The 22,653-nt window shown below is 41.5% G+C and carries 21 protein-coding genes; 3 read left to right on the top strand and 18 right to left on the bottom strand.

The annotated features are described in order from the left end of the window. Positions 1–72: 72 nt before the first annotated feature. Complete coding sequence (gene pflB, locus AB2B49_RS01430; protein ID WP_000260621.1) at positions 73–2,388, bottom strand: formate C-acetyltransferase; 2,316 nt, start codon at positions 2,386–2,388, stop codon at positions 73–75. 231 nt (positions 2,389–2,619) lie between these two features. Here pflB and dinB point away from each other — a divergent pair, with 231 nt between their 5' ends. Further along, positions 2,620–3,681, top strand: coding sequence for a DNA polymerase IV (gene dinB, locus AB2B49_RS01425; protein WP_320691845.1), 1,062 nt, complete (start codon positions 2,620–2,622; stop codon positions 3,679–3,681). Between the two features lie 34 nt (positions 3,682–3,715). Here the strand turns inward: dinB and AB2B49_RS01420 are convergent, their stop codons facing one another. Then, a complete protein-coding gene (locus AB2B49_RS01420) occupies positions 3,716–4,561 on the bottom strand; it encodes an undecaprenyl-diphosphate phosphatase (RefSeq protein WP_061407999.1) in 846 nt (281 codons plus the stop codon). Between the two features lie 59 nt (positions 4,562–4,620). Next, positions 4,621–6,516, bottom strand: a complete 1,896-nt coding sequence (locus tag AB2B49_RS01415) for a DUF2207 domain-containing protein (RefSeq protein WP_320691844.1) — start codon at positions 6,514–6,516, stop codon at positions 4,621–4,623. Between the two features lie 129 nt (positions 6,517–6,645). Here AB2B49_RS01415 and AB2B49_RS01410 point away from each other — a divergent pair, with 129 nt between their 5' ends. Beyond that, entirely contained in the window at positions 6,646–8,211 is a 1,566-nt protein-coding gene (locus AB2B49_RS01410; RefSeq protein ID WP_000732044.1) for an ABC transporter substrate-binding protein/permease, read from the top strand. Then, positions 8,208–8,948, top strand: coding sequence for an amino acid ABC transporter ATP-binding protein (locus tag AB2B49_RS01405; RefSeq protein WP_320691843.1), 741 nt, complete (start codon positions 8,208–8,210; stop codon positions 8,946–8,948). Before AB2B49_RS01410 ends, AB2B49_RS01405 begins: the two co-directional genes overlap by 4 nt. A gap of 90 nt (positions 8,949–9,038) precedes the next feature. Here AB2B49_RS01405 and AB2B49_RS01400 read toward each other — a convergent pair whose 3' ends face one another. From AB2B49_RS01400 to AB2B49_RS01330, 15 genes are all read right to left on the bottom strand, one after another. Beyond that, on the bottom strand, positions 9,039–9,254 hold the full coding sequence (locus AB2B49_RS01400; RefSeq protein ID WP_001130031.1) for a capsule biosynthesis transcriptional regulator: 216 nt from the start codon (positions 9,252–9,254) through the stop codon (positions 9,039–9,041). Between the two features lie 106 nt (positions 9,255–9,360). Beyond that, positions 9,361–10,257, bottom strand: a complete 897-nt coding sequence (locus AB2B49_RS01395) for an SPFH domain-containing protein (RefSeq protein ID WP_000244062.1) — start codon at positions 10,255–10,257, stop codon at positions 9,361–9,363. A gap of 82 nt (positions 10,258–10,339) precedes the next feature. Beyond that, entirely contained in the window at positions 10,340–11,590 is a 1,251-nt protein-coding gene (ilvA, locus tag AB2B49_RS01390) for a threonine ammonia-lyase IlvA (protein ID WP_000947299.1), read from the bottom strand. Positions 11,591–11,669: 79 nt separating this feature from the next. Next, positions 11,670–12,692: a ketol-acid reductoisomerase gene (gene ilvC / locus AB2B49_RS01385; protein WP_000290683.1), complete on the bottom strand. Its 1,023-nt coding sequence runs from the start codon at positions 12,690–12,692 to the stop codon at positions 11,670–11,672. 77 nt (positions 12,693–12,769) lie between these two features. Further along, a complete protein-coding gene (ilvN, locus tag AB2B49_RS01380) occupies positions 12,770–13,246 on the bottom strand; it encodes an acetolactate synthase small subunit (protein WP_001253813.1) in 477 nt (158 codons plus the stop codon). After that, entirely contained in the window at positions 13,239–14,939 is a 1,701-nt protein-coding gene (locus AB2B49_RS01375) for an acetolactate synthase large subunit (protein WP_049519462.1), read from the bottom strand. Before AB2B49_RS01375 ends, ilvN begins: the two co-directional genes overlap by 8 nt. Before the next feature lie 323 nt (positions 14,940–15,262). Next, complete coding sequence (fusA, locus tag AB2B49_RS01370; RefSeq protein WP_000090339.1) at positions 15,263–17,344, bottom strand: elongation factor G; 2,082 nt, start codon at positions 17,342–17,344, stop codon at positions 15,263–15,265. 278 nt (positions 17,345–17,622) lie between these two features. Then, positions 17,623–18,093 (bottom strand): 30S ribosomal protein S7, encoded by a 471-nt coding sequence (gene rpsG / locus AB2B49_RS01365; RefSeq protein WP_004250722.1) that lies wholly within the window; start codon positions 18,091–18,093, stop codon positions 17,623–17,625. Positions 18,094–18,112: 19 nt separating this feature from the next. Next, positions 18,113–18,529, bottom strand: a complete 417-nt coding sequence (rpsL, locus tag AB2B49_RS01360; RefSeq protein WP_001142333.1) for a 30S ribosomal protein S12 — start codon at positions 18,527–18,529, stop codon at positions 18,113–18,115. 318 nt (positions 18,530–18,847) lie between these two features. Then, complete coding sequence (locus tag AB2B49_RS01355; protein ID WP_320691842.1) at positions 18,848–19,447, bottom strand: response regulator transcription factor; 600 nt, start codon at positions 19,445–19,447, stop codon at positions 18,848–18,850. Position 19,448: 1 nt separating this feature from the next. Beyond that, positions 19,449–20,546, bottom strand: a complete 1,098-nt coding sequence (locus tag AB2B49_RS01350) for a sensor histidine kinase (protein WP_000890230.1) — start codon at positions 20,544–20,546, stop codon at positions 19,449–19,451. A 4-nt stretch (positions 20,547–20,550) separates the two neighbouring features. Beyond that, positions 20,551–21,285 (bottom strand): ABC transporter permease, encoded by a 735-nt coding sequence (locus tag AB2B49_RS01345; RefSeq protein ID WP_000794227.1) that lies wholly within the window; start codon positions 21,283–21,285, stop codon positions 20,551–20,553. Between the two features lie 12 nt (positions 21,286–21,297). Continuing rightward, positions 21,298–22,173, bottom strand: coding sequence for an ABC transporter ATP-binding protein (locus AB2B49_RS01340; RefSeq protein ID WP_084945093.1), 876 nt, complete (start codon positions 22,171–22,173; stop codon positions 21,298–21,300). Then, positions 22,160–22,354 (bottom strand): hypothetical protein, encoded by a 195-nt coding sequence (locus tag AB2B49_RS01335; protein ID WP_070567316.1) that lies wholly within the window; start codon positions 22,352–22,354, stop codon positions 22,160–22,162. The genes AB2B49_RS01340 and AB2B49_RS01335 overlap by 14 nt, the downstream gene beginning before the upstream one ends. Further along, a complete protein-coding gene (locus tag AB2B49_RS01330; RefSeq protein ID WP_000390738.1) occupies positions 22,351–22,557 on the bottom strand; it encodes a hypothetical protein in 207 nt (68 codons plus the stop codon). The genes AB2B49_RS01335 and AB2B49_RS01330 overlap by 4 nt, the downstream gene beginning before the upstream one ends. Positions 22,558–22,653: the final 96 nt, after the last annotated feature.

Below are 22,653 nucleotides of genomic sequence, written 5' to 3'. Positions count from 1 at the left end.
TCCTTGATTTAAAATTATCAAAACCTCAGTAACAAAAAAACTAGCCTTAAGGCTAGTTTTCTTTATATTATCTTAGCTCAATGCGTCATCCATTGAAAGAACTTCGTGGAAGACACGTTGTGTCAATTCAGTCTTTTGTTCTGGAGTGAGGTATTTAGTGTTTACACAGTATCCAGAGATACGTACGATAACGTCTTCACCTGACATGATCTTTTCGTAAACATCGTTCAAGTCCATAACGTTCAAGTTAACGTGTTGTCCACCGTTTTCGAAGTAACCATCAAGGATTGTTACCAAGTTATCCACTTGTTCGTCACGAGTCTTACCAAGAGCACGTGGAGAAACTTGAGTTGTCAATGAGATACCGTCAGCTGCGTAACCAAAGTCTAGGCTAGCAAGTGAGTTCAAGTTTTGCAACCATCCACCTTTAGCTTTGTTAGATGGGTTAGCACCTGGTGAGAAGAATTCAAGTTTAGACAAGTTCACAGAACCATCTTCGTTGAGGTATACACCTTTGTGGACTGGTGAGTTACCAGTTTGTTTAGAGTAAGCAACGTTAGATGTGATAGTCAAAAGTGATACAGTAGCTTCTGCGTCTTTGTAAAGTTTGTGGCTACGTAGACGAGTTGTGTAAGCTTCGATCAACCATTCTGCCAATTCGTTTGAACGTGGGTCATCTTCACCCCAACGTGGGTATTCACCGATTGTTTCGTAATCGTAGATGTAGCCATTTTCATCACGGATTGGTTTAACTGTAGCGTACTTGATAGCTGACAATGTATCAACAGTGTTAGCAAATCCACAGATACCGAATCCCATGTTGGCACGTTGTTTAGTTGGCAAGAATGCCATTTGAACAGCTTCGTAGTTGTATTTGTCAGTCATGTAGTGGATGATGTTCAAAGCATCTACGTAAGTGTCAGTCAACCAGTCAAGAGATTTTTCAAAGTTGGCTTTAACTGATTCGAATTCAAGAACTTCGTCACGGATAGGATCGATGTCAAATACTTTGTAGTCTTTGTGAACATCGTCGTAACCACCGTTCAAACCAGTAAGAAGGGCTTTAAGAACGTTTACACGAGCACCGAAGTACTGGATATTGTGGCGTTGATCTTCGTTTTCTGGGTCAAGTGGTGACACACAGCATGAGATACAGCTCATTTCTCCGTATCCGTCTTTAGCCATTGTTGTTACACCTTCGTATTGGATAGAAGAGTGTTTGTGGCTCATATGCATACAGTAGCGACGGAAGTTGTATGGCAATTTGTCAGTCCAAAGAACTGTCAAGTTTGGCTCTGGAGAGTTACCGATATTGTCAAGAGTGTTCAAGAAACGGTAGTCCATCTTAGTAACACGGTGACGACCGTCGTTACCCATACCAGCCATAGAAGTTGTGATGAAGGTTGGGTCACCTGAGTACAATTGGTCATAAGCTTTTGTGCGAGCAAATTTAACTGTACGAAGTTTCATAACGAAATCATCAACGAACTCTTGGATTTCTGATTCAGTAAATGTACCACGAGCAAGGTCACGTTCTGCAAAGATATCCAATACGATTGGCACACGTCCTAGAGATGTAGCAGCACCGTTGATAACACGGCAGACAGCCATGAAGGCGATGTTAACCCATTGGATGGCTTCTTTCGTGTTCATCGCTGGTTTGCGGACATCAACTCCGTAAAGGTCACCCAAGCGAACAACTTGTTGCAATGCTTGGTATTGAAGGTTTACTTCTTCACGAAGACGGATTGTTTCTTCATCGATTTCTTTAATCGCATTCCAGTCGTTTACTTTTTCTTGCATCAAGTAGTCAGCACCGTAAAGAGCAAGACGTGCGTAAACACCGATGATACGTCCACGTGAGTAGGCATCTGGAAGACCAGTTACAGTGTGAGCGTGACGAGCGCGACGGATATTTGAAGTATAGGCACGGAAGATACCGTCGTTAACTGTTGTTACGTATTTAGTGAAGATTTCGTGAACAGCTGGATCTGGTTCGTATCCATTTTCTTTCAAAGTAGTTTCAGCCATACGGATACCACCTTTTGGCATGAAGTTCAATTTGAAGAGTTCATCGTTTTGGATACCGAAGATAACTTCATTTTCTTTGTCGATAAATCCAGCAGGAATATCAGCAATAGATGTTGGACGAGTGTCCATTGGGAAACGAGTTTCTTCGTAGTGTGCTTTTGTTTCTTCTACGATTTTTTTGATGTGAAGTGAACGTTCTGTTGGTCCAGCAAGGAAACTTTCATCTCCATCGTAAGGTGTGTAGTTAGCTTGAACGAAGCGAGAAATACTTGCTTTTTCTTTCCAATCTACGCCTTTGAAGCCTTCCCAAGCTTTATCAAAAATATCTTGTGCTTCAACAACTGTCTTAACAACCATGTTAATGTCCTCTTTTTTCTAGTAACAGTCATCTGTTACATTCTTGAGTCAAGTATACCATACAGTAACCGATTTCAACAAGAGAAAATCGGCATTTTAGACGCTTTCTTTTCTAATACAGTCTGTTTTCAGATACAATCTGTATTATATTTTTGAAAGCAGGATTACTCTTTTCCATTTTTTCAGAAAAAAGGTATAATAAATAGAAAATGACACTAGAAAGGGATTGGGATGCTCATATTTCCATTGATAAATGATCTGTCCAGAAAAATCATCCATATCGACATGGATGCCTTTTTTGCTGCGGTGGAAATAAGAGATAATCCCAAGTTAAAGGGCAAACCTGTCATTATCGGAAGCGACCCCAGACAAACAGGTGGGCGTGGTGTCGTTTCTACCTGTAGCTATGAGGCACGAGCTTTTGGTGTTCATTCAGCTATGAGCTCTAAAGAAGCTTATGAGCGCTGTCCCCAAGCTGTCTTTATCTCTGGAAATTATGAAAAGTATAAGGCTGTGGGACTTGAGATTCGAGCTATTTTTAAACGTTATACTGATTTGATCGAACCTATGAGTATTGACGAGGCATACTTGGATGTAACGGAAAATAAACTCGGTATCAAGTCAGCTGTCAAAATAGCCCGCCTCATCCAAGAGGATATCTGGCAGGAACTACACCTGACTGCTTCTGCTGGCGTCTCTTATAACAAATTCTTAGCTAAAATGGCTAGTGACTATCAAAAACCACATGGTTTAACAGTTATCCTCCCAGATCAAGCCAAAGACTTCCTCAAACAAATGGACATTGCTAAATTTCATGGCGTGGGCAAAAAAACAGTTGAACGTCTTCATGAAATGGGCATTTATACTGGTTCGGACTTATTGGATGTCTCAGAAGTCACTTTAATCGATCGGTTCGGCAGACTCGGTTTTGACCTTTATCGAAAGGCAAGAGGTATTCATAACTCACCGGTCAAGCCCGACCGCATTCGTAAGTCCATTGGCAAGGAAAAAACCTATGGAAAGATCCTGCAAGTAGAAGAAGACATCAAAAAAGAGCTGACTCTTCTCTCAGAAAAGGTAGCTCACAATCTCAGCAAGCAGGACAAAGCTGGAAAAATCATTATCCTAAAAATACGATATGCTGACTTCTCCACTCTAACTAGACGAAAAAGCCTCCCACAAGCAACACAGGACGCTAGTCAGATTTCTCAAACTGCCCTTCAACTCTACGAAGAGCTTGTTGAAAAAGAAAAAGGTATCCGTTTACTAGGAATTACGGTGACAGGATTTTAAAAAGCTTAAAGGAAAATTCCCTCAAGCTTTTTTCTTATACAAACAAACGCACAAAACTATAGAGCAACAAGACACTACCGAGTACGATACGGTATTTCCCAAAGAGTGTAAAGTCGTGTTTCTTCACATAGCTGGTCAAGAAACGAATAGCAACCATGCTGACTCCAAAGGCAACACCCATGGCTACAAGAAGTAAGAATAGTTGACCAAAACTCAAAAGTTGACCTGCTTTGATAAATTTGAAAATCTTTAAAGCACTAGCTCCGAACATAACAGGAATTCCGAGATAGAAGGTAAACTCTGTTACGACTGAGCGGCTTGTTCCATTCAACAAACCACCAACGATAGTCGCACCTGAACGGCTCGTTCCCGGGAAGAGGGCGAGGACTTGGAAGAGCCCAATGTAAAGGGCTGTTTTATAAGGCAACTTGTCAAGCTCTGTTACTGTTGGTTCAATGGCTTGCGCCTTATTTCGTTTTTCAAGGTAGATAAAGGCAACCCCATAGATAATCAGCATGATTGCAACTGAAACCATGTTATGGAAGTTGGCATCAAACCAATCATCTAGTTTAAAAACCAAGAGCAAAGGCAAGGTTGCAACCAAGACTTTTGACCACAATTGCCAAGTTCGACGGACTTCTACCTTAGTTTTACCAGGTTTGAAAGGATTAAGCTTGTTAAAGTAAATGACCATAACTGCTAAAATGGCACCAAGCTGGATGACAACATTAAACATGGACATGAAGGCTTCATTCTGGTCCTTGTATTGTACAAATTCTTCAACCAAGATCAAGTGCCCAGTACTTGAAATCGGCAACCATTCTGTAATTCCTTCAACAATCCCAAAAAAGATTGACTTCAAAATTTCAATAAAATACATACATTACTCCTTTTTCTGTCCTCTATTATAACATAATTTCAGATGTTGCGATAGATTTTTTAGAAGGCGCCGATGCTACCACCGCCTCCGCCTCCTGAGAATCCTCCACCTGAAGAACCACTTCCAGAAGATACAGAGTAATTGCTAGCTGTATTTGCGACAGCAGTATATTGCTTGATTTGTGCAGTTGAGGTGTAGAACTGTGAGTGCCAACCATAGGCTACATAAAGATTCAAATCTGGATTTTCAAGCTGAATATGGCGGACTTTCATTAACTTGCTCACCTTCTTGGCATAACCAAAGAGAGTCGCATAGACCAGTAGACGGTTCCAAAGGACGATGCTCTCTAGCTCGGCCTGATCTAGATGAGCGATGTCGCGAAGCATATTTTCAAAACTCGTCCAGAGATAGAAGATCTCTGATCCTTCCTCTGTTAGAACTCCATCGCGATAGGCTCCTCGCGTGGCAAGATAAACCCAGAAACTAGCCCCTAATCCTGTCAACCCTAAGAGTAGAAATGGGATCGAAAAGAAACCATGTGTTTGCCAGCTATAGTAAAAGAATAGCAGTCCACCTAGAGCTGTTATGGCTGAACAGACCCGCATCCCGAGAGCAAGGCGGCGTTCCTCACTTGTCAAGGGACGATAGTAGCTTGGGATACGAAGTACATGGACCTTATCCTTGACACAAGACTGAATGCGTTGAAGTCTTCCTTCAAAGGAGCGTTTGAGACGCGAGCCTGTTTCTCGGATATGTTTTTCATCTGACTCTTTGGCACCACGGTAAAGGGAAGATGAAACTTGGTAATCAGGGAAGAGCTCTGAAATAGCCAATTCTTTCTTATTTGACAAGGTCATGCGTAGACATTCTTTCTCAAAATTGGACAAACCCTTTTCACTGATAATGCGCACATAAGGTTCCTCATCCCCTTGGAAAATAGATAAATGACCTCGATCTACTAAATCCAACAAGGTTGCCTGAATCAGACGTTCAAAAGTAAATTTACCAAACCCTGATTTGTTTAGGGGATTGACTTCCTCTAAGGAAGTTGAATACACTGCTTCTGCTAAAACCATTGGAGGCAAATCCATCGGTGGTTCGTAGAGTCGATGATCTTTTGGAAAGACCTTTTTAATGCTTGTACTCTGACGAAACATCCTATAGAAAATAGGAACTAGAAGTAAGAGACTCATAAAAATGACGGGAAATACCCATTTCATCAAAATCTCACTTTGCGCTTTTTCTGTTGCTATATTGCTTTCAATCCGGTTAAAATCGGTTAAACGTTCTTCCTCTAATCCTTGATCTGGAGCTCCTGCAAAAGCACTTCTAGGCCAGTATGCGTGTAATTCGATCTGTCGCTTTCTAGGAAGGTCTTTCATTTTGACATGATAGAGATTATTTACTTTTTCAACACTAGAGTCCCTTAGGAGTTGTCCTGCATGAAAATAGAGTTTCTCCGCTGGAGTATCAGAGCTGACCTTGAACTCAATCTCTTTGATGTCTCCAGTACTATCTGTCAAGGGTTGCCAATTTAGCTCTGCGATATCCTTATACAAGAAGAGAAGATTTGATAGTTTCCAGGTAACCGTTACCCGAACAGTATCTCCAGCATATCCAGCATTGTAAATTTTTACCTTGTAACCGTCCTCTTCCTCCATAGTATAGAAGGAAGCATTTTGAACAATTCTTCCATTTTTAGAGACCTGAACAGTCGGATCGGGATCAATGTCAAATCCTTCTGGCATTTTCCCAGCTTTCCCGAGTCCAACTAACTGACCATTATAATCATCTCCAAAGCGGTAGGTAATTGTTTCCTTAAAAATTGCAGTATTATCTGCATGAATATTCAAATCACCCTGATAGGATAAGATATCAAAGTCTACTGCAAAAACTAGGCTCGGTATAAATAATAAATAAGTAAATACCAAAGCCAACAGCCATCTTTTTTTCATAATCGGTTCCCTTTCAATCTTTTTACCATTATATCATTTTTTATAAGTAAAGGCTTACTTGTATTGAAAATCTCACTATTTTTAGATACAATAGAGGGAGTCATTTTTAGACTAGAAATAGGAGAAAACATGAAAAAATTATGCTTATCTATCCTTGCTAGCTTAGCCCTTACCTTAGGACTAGTTAGCCAAGTCCAAGCCGACGAATATTTACGCATCGGGATGGAGGCTGCTTACGCCCCCTTCAACTGGACCCAAGACGACGATAGTAACGGCGCCGTCAAAATCGACGGTACCAACCAATATGCCAACGGCTACGATGTTCAAATCGCTAAAAAGATTGCCAAAGACTTAGGCAAGGAACCTTTGGTTGTGAAAACCAAATGGGAAGGACTTGTTCCAGCACTTACTTCTGGCAAAATTGATATGATCATTGCCGGTATGAGCCCAACCGCTGAACGCAAACAAGAAATTGCTTTTTCAAGCAGTTACTATACTAGCGAACCGGTTCTATTAGTCAAAAAGGACTCTGCCTATGCCAATGCCAAATCTTTAGAGGACTTTAGCGGAGCAAAAATCACGTCTCAACAAGGTGTTTACCTTTATGACCTGATTTCCCAAATTCCAGGTGCCAAAAAAGAAACAGCTATGGGTGACTTCGCCCAAATGCGTCAAGCTCTGGAGGCTGGTGTTATTGATGCCTATGTTTCTGAACGACCTGAAGCAATGACCGCTGAGTCTGCTAACGCTAAGTTCAAAATGATCCAACCTCAACCGGGTTTCAAAACTGGCGAAGAAGATACAGCTATTGCCATTGGACTTCGTAAAGATGACAGCCGCATCAGCCAAATCAACGCGAGCATCGAAACCATCTCTAAGGATGAACAAGTAGCCCTCATGGATCGTATGATCAAAGAGCAACCTGTGGAGTCTACAACAACGGAGGAAGAAAGTAGTTTCTTTAGCCAAGTTGCTAAGATCCTTTCTGAAAACTGGCAACAACTCTTGCGTGGTGCTGGTATCACACTCCTAATCTCCATTATCGGAACCATCACAGGTCTCCTTATCGGACTTGCAATCGGGGTCTTCCGTACCGCTCCACTATCTGAGAACAAGGCAATGTACGCCCTACAGAAATTAGTCGGTTGGATTCTCAATGTCTATATCGAGATCTTCCGTGGTACACCGATGATTGTTCAATCCATGGTTATCTACTATGGAACTGCCCAAGCTTTTGGTATCAACCTTGACCGCACACTAGCTGCTATCTTCATCGTCTCAATCAATACGGGTGCCTACATGACAGAGATCGTCCGTGGTGGTATCCTAGCAGTAGACAAGGGACAGTTTGAAGCTGCAACTGCTCTCGGTATGACCCACAATCAAACCATGCGTAAGATTGTCCTACCTCAGGTTGTCCGTAATATTCTACCCGCTACTGGTAATGAGTTTGTCATCAACATTAAAGATACCTCTGTATTGAACGTTATTTCAGTTGTTGAGCTTTATTTCTCAGGAAATACTGTAGCAACACAAACCTATCAATACTTCCAGACCTTTACCATCATCGCCGTGATTTACTTTGTCCTCACCTTTACTGTGACCCGTATCCTACGCTTCATCGAGCGTCGTATGGACATGGATACTTACACTACAGGTGCTAACCAAATGCAAACGGAGGATTTGAAAAAATGACACAACCAATCCTTGAAATCAAACACCTCAAAAAATCCTATGGGCAAAACGAAGTGCTAAAAGACATTTCTCTCGCCGTCCATAAAGGAGAGGTTATTTCCATCATCGGGAGCTCAGGAAGCGGAAAATCAACCTTCCTTCGTTCGATTAATTTACTAGAGACACCTACAGAGGGAGAGATTCTCTATCGAGGAGAAAATGTCTTAGAAAAAGGCTATAACCTCACCCATTATCGTGAAAAACTCGGTATGGTTTTCCAATCTTTCAATCTCTTTGAAAATCTGAATGTCCTTGAAAATACGATCGTTGCTCAAACGACTGTACTCAAACGCGACCACTCTGAAGCTGAGAAAATTGCCAAAGAGAATCTCGAAAAAGTCGGTATGGGAGAACGTTACTGGCAAGCCAAGCCCAAACAACTCTCAGGGGGACAAAAACAACGCGTGGCTATCGCCCGCGCCCTCTCCATGAATCCTGACGCCATTCTCTTCGACGAACCAACATCTGCCCTTGACCCTGAAATGGTCGGAGAAGTCCTCAAAATTATGCAGGATTTGGCTCAAGAAGGCTTGACCATGATCGTCGTAACCCACGAAATGGAATTCGCTCGCGATGTCTCTCACCGTGTCATCTTTATGGATAAGGGCGTCATTGCTGAAGAAGGCAAGCCAGAAGACCTCTTCACGAACCCTAAAGAAGAACGGACGCGCGAGTTTCTTCAGCGCTATCTCAAATAAGATAAAAGACTGCATAAAGAATGCAGTCTTTTTTAGTAATTAGGAAAAAGAAAGACAGATCCGCTTTAAGAATCTGCCTGTGACCACAGTTTAATCTTCAAATTTTTCATGATTTTTTTCATAGAAATCGATTAAACCAAGAGCTGTTTCAAATGAAATATTTTTAACTTTTGCGCGTCCTTGTGCTAGAGCAATGATAGACATTTCACGCGCATTCGTTTCTTTAGAGATACGGTAGCCTGTGATTTTCTTATCACGAACCCAGCCAACAACTGCTTCTACTTTTTCAAAGTTCGACTTAGCCATGTTCTTCTCCTAAATTATTCTTTACAATACTTAATTGTATACGTTTTTATTTCATTTGTCAATAAAAAAACATATATTCGTTGCAACTATATTATTCTGCATATTTTTATTTGGCTTTTAAAGCCGATAATATATGAGTTCTTATGTCCTCGACTCCATTAGGATTTGCTGGTAGGAAGATTGTATTATTACCCTCTTTATCTGCAAAATTATTCAACGTATCTAAATACTGGTTCGTTAATAGGATAGACATGATTTGTTCTTCAGTTAGCTCAACATTGGCTCCCTTTAACTCTTGGATAGAATCAGCTAGTCCGTCAACAATTGCTTTACGCTGCTCTGCAATCCCTACACCATGTAGGCGATCTTTTTCTGCTTCTGCTTCTGCTGCGGTCACGATTTTAATCTTATCTGCTTCAGCAAGCTCTTGCGCCGCAACTCTCTTACGTTGAGCTGCGTTAATTTCATTCATTGATTGTTTTACTTCAGCATCAGGTTCAACCTTAGTAATCAGCGTTTTGACAATGATATACCCATACGTAGACATTTCTTCAGCCACTTGTTTTTGAACTTCTAAGGCGATTTCATCCTTCTTCTCAAACAACTCATCTAAGGTTAACTTAGGTACAGATGAACGTAAAGCATCTTCGATATAGGATTTAATCTGAGCTTCTGGACGCATCAATTTATAATAAGCATCCGTAACGTTGTTTTCATTAACTCGATATTGAGTAGCTACATTCATCGTCACAAATACATTATCCTGCGTTTTAGTTTCTACAACGATCTCACTTTGCAACAATCGTAGTTGGACTCTAGCCGCAATCCTATCAATCCCAAAAGGAGCTCGTAAATGAATACCGCTATTGCTCAACTTTTGGTATTTACCAAAGCGTTCTATGATAGCGACAGATTGTTGTCGAACCACATACACAGAACTAACCATGATCACTGATGCAATCACCACTAAAAACAATAAAACAAGTAAAATTTGTAAAACCATGGGAATCTCCCCCTTTCGTCACCATCATTATAGCACCATCATTAGCATTACGCAAATAATATGATAATAATTTTATTTTAGCTTAAACTAGCATATTATACAAGGTTTCATTCCCATTCAAATTAATATAAGATGGGTCAAACTTTTCCATCCGATGAATCAATCCATTATAATCATTCTTATCCGCAAGAGCAATCCCAATCAAGACTGGTCCTGTCCCCTTGCTGGCCCGTTTGATATATTCAAAACGAGTGATGTCATCATGCGGCCCCAAAATGTCATTTACAAACTCTCGTAGAGCTCCTGGACGTTGTGGGAAATTCACTACAAAGTAATGCTTGATTCCATCGTAAATCAAGGCACGTTCTTCCATCTCTGGCATGCGGTTGATATCGTTATTTCCTCCAGAAATGATACAACAAATCGTCTTGCCTTTGATATAGTCTGATAAAACTTCCAAGGCTGCAACGCTGGCAGCTCCGGCTGGTTCTGCTACAATACCTTGTTTGGAATAAAGATCAATCAAGGTTTCAGAAATCAATCCCTCGTCCACCCCAATCAGCGTTTCAACATTCTTACGAGTCGCTTCATAGGTCAATTGTCCAACCTTTTGTACGGCTATCCCATCAGCGAACTTATCAATTTCTTTGAGCTTAACTGGTCCCCCAGCTTCAAAGGCAGCCTTCATAGAGCGAGCACCATTAGCTTCTACCCCGATCACTTCAATAGTCGGGTTGGTTTCCTTGATGTAAGTTGAAACACCGGCAATCAATCCGCCACCACCTACTGGTACAAGTACTGTATCAAAATCAATAGACTCTTTACGGGCTTCTTCAAGAATTTCATAGGCTACAGTCCCTTGACCAGCCTGAACATGCGCATCATCAAAAGGATCGATGAAGGTGCGGTTTTCTGTTAATGTAAATTCTTGTGCTGCCTTAGCAGAAGCATCAAAGGTATCCCCAACCAACTTGATTGTCACGAACTCTCCACCGAAAAAGCGAACCTGCCCAATCTTTTGTTGCGGTGTTGTAATGGGCATAAAAATGGTTGCAGGAATCTTCATCTCATTACAAGTATAGGCGACACCTTGGGCATGATTTCCCGCAGAGGCACAGACTACACCACGCTCGCGTTCATCTTTTGATAGTTGAGAAATGGCATAATAGGCTCCACGAATTTTAAAAGAGCGAACTCGTTGCGCATTCTCCTTTTTGAGATAAATCTTTGCTTGGTATTTTTCTGATAAATAATGATCATATTCTAGTGGTGTATCAACTACTACACCACTCAAAACTTTGTGGGCTTTCACCACATCTTTTGCACTTAGCATTGTCTCCTCCTCAAATACTGTTCAAGATAAAAAACGAGTTAGGTACCCCCAACTCGCCTTCTGTCTCTCTTTACAAGAATTAATTGTAGATTTTGAATGCGTCGTCGTCGTTTTTACCAACGAAAGGCATTGCTTTACGCAATTCTGCACCAACTTTTTCAATTTCAAGGTTAGCTGCTTGTTCACGGTAAGCAGTTAATTTCGGACGACCAGCCTTGTAGTCATTTACAAAGTCATTTGCAAATTTACCATTTTGGATATCTGCTAAAACAGCTTTCATGTTTTCTTTCACTTGCTCAGTAATCACACGTGGACCTGATACATAGTCACCATATTCAGCAGTGTTTGAAATAGATTGACGCATTTTCTTGAATCCACCTTCATAGATCAAGTCAACGATCAACTTCATTTCATGAAGAACTTCAAAGTAAGCCAATTCTGGGGCATAGCCTGCTTCTGTCAAGACTTCAAAACCTGCTTCGATAAGGGCAGTCAAACCACCACAAAGTACAGCTTGTTCACCAAACAAATCTTCTTCAGTTTCTTCTTTGTAAGTTGTTTCAAGCAAACCAACACGAGCTGCCCCAACACCTTTACACCAGTCCATAGCAATGTTTTTAGCATTTCCTGTTGCATCTTGGTAAACTGCGTAAAGAGCTGGCACACCAAATCCTTCTTCGTAAGTACGACGTACCAAGTGTCCTGGTCCTTTAGGAGCACACATGAAGACATCTACATCTGCAGGAACTTTGATAAATTCAAAGTGGATATTGAAACCATGAGCAAATCCAACTGCATTTCCAGCTTCCAAGTTTGGAGCGATTTCTGCTTCGTACAATTCTTGTTGGATTTCGTCTGGTGCCAAGATCATGATAACGTCAGCCAATTTAGTTGCTTCTGCTACTGTGTAAGTGTCAAATCCATCTTCTTTTGCTTTGTCAAAAGATTTACCTGGACGCACACCGATGATGACATCACGACCAGAATCACGCAAGTTTTGCGCATGCGCATGTCCTTGTGAACCATAACCGATTACGGCGATTTTTTTACCGTCAAGTGCTGCTACTTTAACATCTTTTTCGTATTCCATTTGAACTGCCATAGTTTTTCTCTCTTTTCTATTTTTATTGCCTTATAGGCTGGTTTAACAAATTTATGCTGGATTTTATACTAAGAGTATTAGTCGCGGGTAAATCCAGTTGCACCCGTACGAGCGATATTTTTAATGCCGTATGGTCGAATCACTCGCAATAAAGCTTCACTCTTTTCAGCATTTCCCGTCATCTGGATGGTGATTGAGCTTGGAGCCACATCTACTACCGTTGCACGGAAAGGTTGGATAATGGCCAAGATTTCTGCACGCTTCTCAGCAGGAGCAGATACCTTCACCAAGATAACTTCTCTTTCCAAGTGTGGTTTATCTGTGATATCTCGAATGCGAATCACATCAATCTGACGATTGAGCTGTTTAATGATTTGCTCTACTTCATCATGAGATGCTACATCAATAATGATGGTGATGCGAGATACATTGGGGTTCTCTGTCGCACCAACTGAGATACTCTCAATATTGACTTGACGACGAGAAAGGACACCTGTAAAACGATTCAAAACTCCTGAACGGTTTTGCAATCTAGCTGTTAACATTCTACGCATGGAACTTCACCCCCAACATCTCATGATTGCTCTTACCAGCTGGTACCATCGGTAAGACCTGTTCCTTACGAGAAATATCCACCTCGATAAACATCGGCACATCCTCCAGAATGACTTCTAGATCCTTCTCTATCGTCTCTGGATTATCAAATTTATAGTTTTTGATGCCGTAGGCCTGTGCCATCAACTGGAAGTCAGGAAGGGTATCAAAGACTGACTCGGAAGTTCTACCCTCATAGAAGGATTCCTGCCACTGACGAACCATTCCTAGTGAATGGTTATTCAACATGACAACCTTAATCGGCACCTTGTAGATGTTTAGGATAGCTAGTTCTTGGTTGGTCATTTGGAAGCCACCATCACCAACAAAAAGGATGACCTCTTTTTCTGGATTGGCAATCTTGGCTCCGATAGCTGCAGGAACTCCGAATCCCATGGTACCCAAACCACCTGAAGTGACTAACTGACGCTCATTTTGGTAAGGATAATACTGAGCTGTCCACATTTGGTGCTGCCCTACGTCAGTTACGACAATGGCATCACCATGCGTCAACTCACCGATGCGTTCAATAACGGCCTGAGGTTGAACCACACGTTCTTTCTTATCATAAGAACGAACTCGATTCTTGTCCTTGGTGACTTTTTCAATCCACTTTTCAGTATTGTTATGAACAGTTGGTTCTGCCAGTAGCATCTGCAAGGCTTTCTTAGCATCCCCCACTACAGGAATATCTGCACTGATAATCTTACCAATCTCAGCTGGATCAATATCGATATGAGCAACCTTAGCATTCTTCGCGAAGGTCTTAGGGTTCCCAGTCAAGCGGTCATCGAAACGGCAACCAATACTAATCATAAAGTCCGCTTCCGTCATTGCAATGTTGGCTGCGAAAGAACCGTGCATGCCTCCCATCCCTAGGAAGAGCGGATGACTCGTTGCAATGGTTCCTTGCCCCAAAAGACTAGTGACTACTGGAATTTGGTAACGTTCAGCAAATTCATTGAGCTCCTTAGAAGCTTCTGCATAGCTGATACCGCCCCCTGCTAACAAAACAGGTTTCTTGGCTTTTGACAATTGCTTCAAGATTTTCTTGATTTGCATGTCATTCGGATCAAGCGTCGGTTGGTAACTTGGTAAATTCACCTCTGGTGAATAGATGAAATCTGTCTCTAGAGCTGATACATCCTTTGGCAAGTCAATCACAACAGGACCTGGACGACCTGTCGTTGCGATATGGACAGCTTCCGTAATGATACGAGGAATATCTGCTGTCTCACGAACTTGGTAATTGTACTTGGTAATGGGCATGGTAATCCCCACGATGTCTGCTTCCTGAAAGGCATCTTTCCCAATCCCAGCTCGCGCAACCTGACCTGTAAAGACCAAAAGGGGAACGCTATCGCTCATGGCATCTGCAATCCCTGTAATGGCATTTGTTGCTCCCGGCCCACTCGTGACGACGGCAACGCCCAACTTTCCAGTTGATTTGGCATATCCTTCAGCTTCGTGCAAACAACCTTGCTCATGGCGTCCTAAGATGTGGCGAATACCTTTAAAATTGTATATCGCATCATACAAAGGTAAGACCGCACCACCAGGATAACCAAAAATGGTATCAATCCCTAAGTCCCGAAGTGTTTCCAAAACTAGGTCCGACCCCGTCTTAGGAGATTCTAAACTGATTTTCTCCATTGTTCCCCTTTCTCTTCTCTTAAAAAAATAGCTTGTTACTATCATACCATTTTTTCAAAAATTTTCAAGGCAAAAGAGTCAATTTTCTGAATTTTCTATCTAAAAGTGTATTTATGAATCTTTTGCTCATTTTTATTAACTTTTCTACGGAATTAGGAACCTTTATTTACTTTAATTTATCAAATTAGAATATTTTCTTTCTTGGTAGAATTAGTATTTTTCTAACTTAGCGATCAAATTCGTATACTATATTCAGCAAAAATGAATAGTTAAAGATAAAAAAAGGAAGCCACTAAGTGACTTCCTTCTAGAGTGAGGACTGATTAGTCTTCACCTTTATTTTTCTTAATGATTTCTTCTTGTACTGACTTAGGTACATCTTCGTAGTGGTCAAATACCATCATGAAGGTACCACGTCCTTGTGATGCAGAACGAAGAACTGTTGCGTAACCGAACATTTCAGCAAGTGGAACGTAAGCACGAACGATTTGGCTGTTACCGTGTGCTTCCATACCATCTACACGTCCACGACGAGCAGTCACGTGACCCATAACATCACCAAGGTTTTCTTCTGGAACAGTGATGGTTACAAGCATCATTGGCTCAAGGATAGCTGGTTGTGCTGATTTAGCAGCTTCTTTAAGAGCAAGTGAAGCCGCGATCTTGAAGGCAGTTTCAGATGAGTCGACATCGTGGTATGAACCATCGTAAAGTTTAGCTTTAACGTCAACCATTGGGTAACCTGCAAGAACACCGTTAGCCATAGATTCTACCAAACCTTTTTCAACCGCTGGGATAAATTCACGAGGAACCACACCACCGACGATTGCGTTTTCGAATTCGAATCCTTTACCTTCTTCGTTTGGAGTAAATTCAATCCATACATCACCGAATTGACCTTTACCACCAGACTGACGTTTGAAGAATCCACGTGCTTGAGTAGAAGCGCGGAATGTTTCACGATAAGATACTTGAGGAGCACCTACGTTCGCTTCAACTTTGAACTCACGACGCATACGGTCAACAAGGACGTCAAGGTGAAGTTCACCCATACCTGAGATAACTGTTTCACCAGTTTCAACGTTTGTTTCAACGCGGAATGTTGGATCTTCTTCAGCCAATTTTTGAAGGGCGATACCCATCTTGTCTTGGTCCGCTTTAGATTTTGGCTCAACCATCAATTGGATAACTGGTTCTGGAACGTTGATTGACTCAAGGATGATTTTAGCTTTTTCATCTGTCAATGAGTCACCAGTTGTAGTATCTTTCAAACCAACGGCAGCAGCGATATCACCTGAGTAAACAGTGTCAATTTCTTGACGGCTGTTAGCGTGCATTTGAAGGATACGTCCGATACGTTCACGTTTACCTTTAGAAGTGTTCAATACGTAAGAACCTGATTGGAGAACACCTGAGTATACACGGAAGAATGTCAAACGACCTACGAATGGGTCAGTCATGATCTTGAAGGCAAGAGCTGCGAATGGCTCTTCGTCAGATGCTGGACGAGTTTCTTCTTCATCTGTATCTGGGTTGATACCTTTGATTGCTGGGATATCAAGTGGGCTTGGAAGGTAGTCGATAACCGCATCAAGCATCAATTGAACACCCTTGTTCTTGAAGGCAGAACCACACAATACTGGGAAGAATTCAACATTGATAGTTGCTTTACGGATAGCAGCTTTCAATTCTTCGTTAGTGATTTCTTCACCTTCAAGGTATTTCATCATCAAGTCTTCATCAGTTTCAGCAACTGCTTCCACCAATTTTTCACGGTATTCTTGAGCTTGGTCAAGGTATTCAGCTGGAATATCTTCTTCAAGGATATCTGTTCCAAGGTCGTTAGTATAGATTTCAGCTTTCATCTTGATCAAGTCGATGATACCGCGGAAGTCATCTTCAGCACCGATTGGCAATTGGATTGGGTGTGCGTTTGCTTGAAGACGATCGTGAAGTGTGCTTACTGAGTAAAGGAAGTCAGCACCGATTTTGTCCATTTTGTTGGCAAATACGATACGTGGAACTCCGTACTCAGTCGCTTGACGCCAAACTGTTTCAGTTTGAGGCTCAACACCTGATTGTGAGTCAAGAACAGTAACCGCACCGTCCAATACACGAAGAGAACGTTGTACTTCGATTGTGAAGTCCACGTGTCCTGGTGTGTCGATGATGTTTACGCGGTGGTTGTTCCATTGAGCTGTTGTCGCAGCAGATGTGATAGTGATACCACGTTCTTGCTCTTGCTCCATCCAGTCCATTTGTGACGCACCTTCGTGAGTTTCACCAATTTTGTGGATTTTACCAGTGTAGTAAAGAATACGCTCAGTAGTTGTTGTTTTACCGGCATCGACGTGAGCCATGATACCGATATTACGAGTTTTTTCAAGTGAAAATTCGCGTGCCATGAGGTTTGTTTCTCCTATTTATTTTAATTTCTATTCTATTATAACACGATTTTAATAAAAACGGATAGGCAGGACCTACCCGTTCTCAATGTTTATCTTGTTTTTGTTGGTTTCAACTTGTAGACAAGTTGAATTGAACTCGGGCTAAAAGCTCAAGTTAACTGATTTGAACCCGAGCGAGGCCCGGTGCAAAAAAGATAAACTGCTTTGTGTTCACGGAACACTGCACCAGTTTCCTATTTTTGCCTTGGGCCTTTGCCGCTCTTAGTATCATTTTATTACCAACGGAAGTGTGCGAAGGCACGGTTAGCTTCAGCCATACGGTGAGTGTCTTCACGTTTCTTAACTGCTGCACCAGTGTTGTTCGCAGCATCCAAGATTTCTTTTGCAAGACGGTCTTGCATTGTGTGTTCACCACGAAGGCGAGCGATTGTTACCAACCAACGAAGTCCAAGTGTTGTACGACGTTCTGGACGAACTTCAACTGGGACTTGGTAGTTAGATCCACCAACACGACGTGCACGTACTTCAAGTACAGGCATGATGTTTTCCATAGCTGTTTCAAATACTTCAAGTGCATCGTTACCAGTAGCTTCTTTGATTTGCTCAAAAGCACCGTAAACGATTGAAGCAGCTGTACCACGTTTACCGTCAAGCATAACGCGGTTGATAAGACGAGTAACTAATTGTGAATTGTAAAGCGGATCTGGCAATACTTCACGTTTTGGAGCTCTATTTTTACGACTCATTTCTCTTTATCCCCTTTCCTTATGCTTTTTTCGGACGTTTAGTACCGTATTTAGAACGGCCTTGTTTACGATCGTTAACACCTGCAGTATCAAGTGCACCACGGACGATATGGTAACGTACCCCTGGAAGGTCTTTTACACGTCCACCACGAAGAAGCACCACGCTGTGCTCTTGCAAGTTGTGTCCGATACCTGGGATGTAGGCAGTAACTTCGATAAGGTTGCTCAAACGTACACGAGCGAATTTACGAAGGGCAGAGTTAGGTTTTTTAGGTGTCATTGTTCCCACACGAGTTGCAACACCACGTTTTTGTGGTGAAGAAACGTTTGTTTGAACTTTTTTATGACTGTTGTAACCAACGTTCAAAGCTGGTGATTTAGATTTTTCTACTTTTGATTTACGCGGTTTGCGAACCAATTGGTTAATTGTAGGCATCTACATTCTCCTGTGTTTTTTTATTTTTGGTGATGATACACTTGGTGACAGCTACCATCTGTGTGTACTTTTGCAACATTTGTCAGCACGTCCCTGTACACTTTTGAGAGACCAAAAGTAAAAAGTACCGTCTATTATTGTAACACATTTTTTCTTTCCTTGTCAATATTTTTTTCGTTTTTATTCCGATCTTTTAACTCTTTGACACTAGCTTTCACCGCTTTTCTAAACCAGAAAAGGAGGCGATTTACCTCCTCCTTTCTAGTATGGATTTCCTTTGATTCAAGTTATCGTTTCGGAATTTTTTAACCCTTCTTATCAAAGCCAACCAGATTCTTTTGCAATGTTGGCTGCCTCTGTTCGATTACCAGCATCTAGTTTCGAAAGAATATTGGTGACATAGTTTCGGACGGTTCCATTTGATAGATAAAGCTGATCCGCGATTTCTTGATTAGACAAACCCTGAGCGATTCCCTTTAAAACAGCGATTTCTTGCTCTGTTAACGGATTGGGGTGCGTCATCACCACTTCCATCAATTCAGGCGAATATTCCTTGCGTCCTTCGAGAACAGTATGCAAGGTTTGCATGAGGTCTGCAATGCTTCTTTCTTTTAAGACATAAGCATCCACTCCAGCCTTGACCGCACGTTCAAAATAGCCAGGGCGCTTGAAGGTCGTCACCACAACCACCTTTGTTTCTAGCTTTTCTGCTCGTATCCACTCCAAGACTTCGAGGCCGGTCTTAACAGGCATTTCTACGTCAAGAATGGCGATATCCACAGACTCTTTTGCTAAGAGTTGGATTGTTTCTTGGCCATCCTTGGCTTGTAGGACAGAATCTACATCTGGTTGAAAGGTAAGCAACTGGTACATAGCATCTCGCAACATACTTTGATCTTCTGCAACAAGTAATTTCATCTTAGTTTCTCTCCTTATAAGGTAGCCGAACCTGCACTTCAGTCGGATGTTTCTGACTGATCACCTTCACTTCTCCTGAAAAAGGAAGGACACGGTCTCGAACAGTATGGAGTTCATCTCCTTTTAGAGAAGCAAAGCCACAGCCATCATCTCTCACTGTTAGAATGAGTTCTTTCTCTGTCCGTTCTAATTTTAAGTAGGCTTTAGACGCTTTGGCGTGTTTGATGATATTGGTCACTAACTCAAGCAAAATCATGGAGGCTGTTGACTCTAATTCCTGAGTTAAGCTAGCTGTATCTAGTTGATTAGCTATTTCCACCTCAATTCCAGCAATTTCTAACATCTTTTTCAAAGTCTCTAGTTCTGATGTCAAAGTTCTAGACTTAAGATTTTCCACAATGGTTCGAACTTCACGCATTGATTCTTTGCTAATTTGCTGTATTTCTCTTAATTCCTTTTCCACCTGTGGATAAGCCTGCATCTGAAAAAGTTGGAGGGCAAGATCCGTCTTCACACTCAACATAGCAAATGTATGGCCTAGACTGTCATGGAGATCCTGACCGATACGATTGCGTTCATTTTCAGCCAAGAAAAGATTAAGCTTAGCATTTTGCTTTCTCTTTTCTTCTTTTATGTCCTCCGACAATCGAATTCGATAAAGACCAAAGGTCATTGCATCGGAAAAGATAAAGGTCACCAAGAAAAAGAGTAGTTGCCAGGGACTAACATGATTGACCATATAGATTCCGGTCAGAATGAACGGTTGCAGGACAATAAAACTGACAAAGCGCCAAGAGTGAAAAGAAATCTCATCCAGCTCATAAATAAGGAGATTGGATAAATAGAAGATAAACCAGGTGAAACCCGAACTCAGCCAAACCGATGTATAAAAAATGTAGGCAAGCATGATCCACCAAGCCATCCACAGCACAGTGCGACTCTGACTGGCTAAAACCGAATAGAAGGCAAGTACAAATAGTAGGGTCCATAGCAAGGTTAAAAGCGGGTAATCTCCAACGATGACACCCGCTATAGGAAAGATGATAAACACAATTGAAATATGAAACATATAATGAATGTTTTTAAATTTTTCCAACATAGATTTATTTTACCTCAATCCTTTTTTTCAGCTGGATTACCAGTACACCAAAGAAAACTGTATAGCCTAGCACAACCAAGGCAGAAAGAATATTAAATTCATGGTGTTCCAAATAAGTAGAGACGACCTGCATCAGTTGATAGGTTGGAGTCAGCTTTCCAATAGATTGGAGCCATTCTGGGAAGGAATCCAAGGGGAACCACAGTCCACCTAGAACAGCCAAAGCAATATAGGCAATATTTCCAACAACCGTCATCAGTTGAGCACTGGGTAGCAAGCTCACCAAGACCCCCATGCTGATAAAGACCACGCTTCCGATCAGCAAAATAGCACCAATTACCATCCAGTCAAGCCAAGGCAGAGTCACTCCACGGACAAAATGACCAACTGAAAAGACAACTGTAATTGATAACAAGAAAGTCAGTAGGGTACTGAACAGTTTTGATACATAATATTCTACCATAGATACGGGAGAATGTTGAATCAATTTTTGCCAGTTGTTTGTCTTATCAGACTCGAGTGTGCTTGGGATACTGAAAAAAGCACTTGACATGATACTAAAGAGCGTCATGGCAAAAAGATAGGCTTGAAGAGCAATTTCTGGAATATCTGACCCTGACATCATACCAGAAAAGATAAGGTAAAACACACTTGGAAGTCCGATGGATAGCAAGTAGTAGACTGCTTGCCGTTTCATCAGAATGATTTCCACTTTCATGAGACTTGTCATATTTTTCATCGTCAATCTCCTTTAGTCTTGAGTCGTTTCGAAGATACTGTCTAAGAGAGTTCGATTGCGAACTTCAATTTCTTCGATCATGCAGCCCTGTTCTTGCAAGACTTTCCATACCTGGCTGGCTTCTTTGGTTGTGAAGGAAAGAGCATTTTGCTTGATTTCAAGCCCTTGAATCTGGTCCAAAGTGCTGATAACTTCCTGATAAGTTAGAGGCACGGTAAAGTGTTTTTCCTGTTCTTCACCACGCATAGCATAAGGCGTCGTATCGCGAATCAATTCTCCCTTATGGAGCACCAAAATGCGGTCAGCCGTATGTTCTACCTCTTCGATATAGTGAGAAGAATAGACAATGGTGACACCATTTTTCTTTAACCGATTGACAATTTCCCAAAAATGCTGACGTGTCGAGGTATCCATGGCAGCAGTTGGTTCGTCCAAAAATAGAATTTTCGGACGACCGATTAAAGCCAACACGAAAGAGAACAAACGTTTTTGCCCACCAGACAACTTGCCCGCCAGCTGATTTTTCTGTTTGTCCGAAAATCTCAGCAAGTCATCAATTTCTTGATTGGAGAGACTGTTTGGATAGATTGATTGAAAGAAGGATAAGAGTTCTTTCACTTTCAAGTCTTGAACCACCGTATTTTCTTGAGGTAAGATAGAAATAAGCTGCTTTAATCGAGGATCTGTTGGTGCAAAGCCTTGAATAGCTATCTGACCTGAGCTCACGAACTTGTCGCCCAAGAGGCAATCAATCAAGGTCGTCTTACCTGCTCCGTTAGGTCCGATCAAGGCGACACATTCACCATCGTTGATTTCAAAGGAGATGTTCCGCAAGATCTCCTTGTCTTTTATTTTCTTACTCAATTTCTCAACTTTAATCACAGTCATGAGATTCTCCTTTCAACCACTTCATTCCCATAGGGAAAACGACGAAAATCATAAACCCAAAACCCCAAGCACCACGAATAAATTGGCGAAGCACGGTTTGGTCAAACCAACCAGTAAACATTTCCACTAACCATACCAAGAGTGACAGGCCGATAAAGAGACAGATGATTGCTTTTTTCATTCCTCAAACTCCTTTTTTACATCTCTGACTAATTTCAAACCTTCTCTGACAAGCCAAGACATCATTCCAAAGCCAGCAAAGAGCTCCCAAGGAAAATGATAGAAACCCTCGTCCAATCCTGAAAACATGAGATAGGTCATAACTCCTGCTGCTACTAAACTCACTGCGACAATCATTTTATTTTTCATTTTTTCTTCCTCCATTTCATACTTCAATTATAGTCCTTTGAAGTTAACTGAGCTAGATGCTTCTGTCACTAGGAAATATGACAAATGTCATAAAAAAGAACCGATTTCTCG

Source organism: Streptococcus jiangnanensis (assembly GCF_040888325.1).
Classification (GTDB): domain Bacteria; phylum Bacillota; class Bacilli; order Lactobacillales; family Streptococcaceae; genus Streptococcus; species Streptococcus jiangnanensis.
This window is presented reverse-complemented; position numbering and strand designations above follow the sequence as displayed.

Bases quoted from the DNA above. Each gene is read 5' to 3' on its own strand.
- pflB (WP_000260621.1), bottom strand. From the start codon at position 2,388: ATGGTTGTTAAGACAGTTGTTGAAGCACAAGATATTTTTGATAAAGCT.
- dinB (WP_320691845.1), top strand. From the start codon at position 2,620: ATGCTCATATTTCCATTGATAAATGATCTGTCCAGAAAAATCATCCAT.
- AB2B49_RS01420 (WP_061407999.1), bottom strand. From the start codon at position 4,561: ATGTATTTTATTGAAATTTTGAAGTCAATCTTTTTTGGGATTGTTGAA.
- AB2B49_RS01415 (WP_320691844.1), bottom strand. From the start codon at position 6,516: ATGAAAAAAAGATGGCTGTTGGCTTTGGTATTTACTTATTTATTATTT.
- AB2B49_RS01410 (WP_000732044.1), top strand. From the start codon at position 6,646: ATGAAAAAATTATGCTTATCTATCCTTGCTAGCTTAGCCCTTACCTTA.
- AB2B49_RS01405 (WP_320691843.1), top strand. From the start codon at position 8,208: ATGACACAACCAATCCTTGAAATCAAACACCTCAAAAAATCCTATGGG.
- AB2B49_RS01400 (WP_001130031.1), bottom strand. From the start codon at position 9,254: ATGGCTAAGTCGAACTTTGAAAAAGTAGAAGCAGTTGTTGGCTGGGTT.
- AB2B49_RS01395 (WP_000244062.1), bottom strand. From the start codon at position 10,257: ATGGTTTTACAAATTTTACTTGTTTTATTGTTTTTAGTGGTGATTGCA.
- ilvA (WP_000947299.1), bottom strand. From the start codon at position 11,590: ATGCTAAGTGCAAAAGATGTGGTGAAAGCCCACAAAGTTTTGAGTGGT.
- ilvC (WP_000290683.1), bottom strand. From the start codon at position 12,692: ATGGCAGTTCAAATGGAATACGAAAAAGATGTTAAAGTAGCAGCACTT.
- ilvN (WP_001253813.1), bottom strand. From the start codon at position 13,246: ATGCGTAGAATGTTAACAGCTAGATTGCAAAACCGTTCAGGAGTTTTG.
- AB2B49_RS01375 (WP_049519462.1), bottom strand. From the start codon at position 14,939: ATGGAGAAAATCAGTTTAGAATCTCCTAAGACGGGGTCGGACCTAGTT.
- fusA (WP_000090339.1), bottom strand. From the start codon at position 17,344: ATGGCACGCGAATTTTCACTTGAAAAAACTCGTAATATCGGTATCATG.
- rpsG (WP_004250722.1), bottom strand. From the start codon at position 18,093: ATGAGTCGTAAAAATAGAGCTCCAAAACGTGAAGTATTGCCAGATCCG.
- rpsL (WP_001142333.1), bottom strand. From the start codon at position 18,529: ATGCCTACAATTAACCAATTGGTTCGCAAACCGCGTAAATCAAAAGTA.
- AB2B49_RS01355 (WP_320691842.1), bottom strand. From the start codon at position 19,447: ATGAAATTACTTGTTGCAGAAGATCAAAGTATGTTGCGAGATGCTATG.
- AB2B49_RS01350 (WP_000890230.1), bottom strand. From the start codon at position 20,546: ATGTTGGAAAAATTTAAAAACATTCATTATATGTTTCATATTTCAATT.
- AB2B49_RS01345 (WP_000794227.1), bottom strand. From the start codon at position 21,285: ATGAAAAATATGACAAGTCTCATGAAAGTGGAAATCATTCTGATGAAA.
- AB2B49_RS01340 (WP_084945093.1), bottom strand. From the start codon at position 22,173: ATGACTGTGATTAAAGTTGAGAAATTGAGTAAGAAAATAAAAGACAAG.
- AB2B49_RS01335 (WP_070567316.1), bottom strand. From the start codon at position 22,354: ATGAAAAAAGCAATCATCTGTCTCTTTATCGGCCTGTCACTCTTGGTA.
- AB2B49_RS01330 (WP_000390738.1), bottom strand. From the start codon at position 22,557: ATGGAGGAAGAAAAAATGAAAAATAAAATGATTGTCGCAGTGAGTTTA.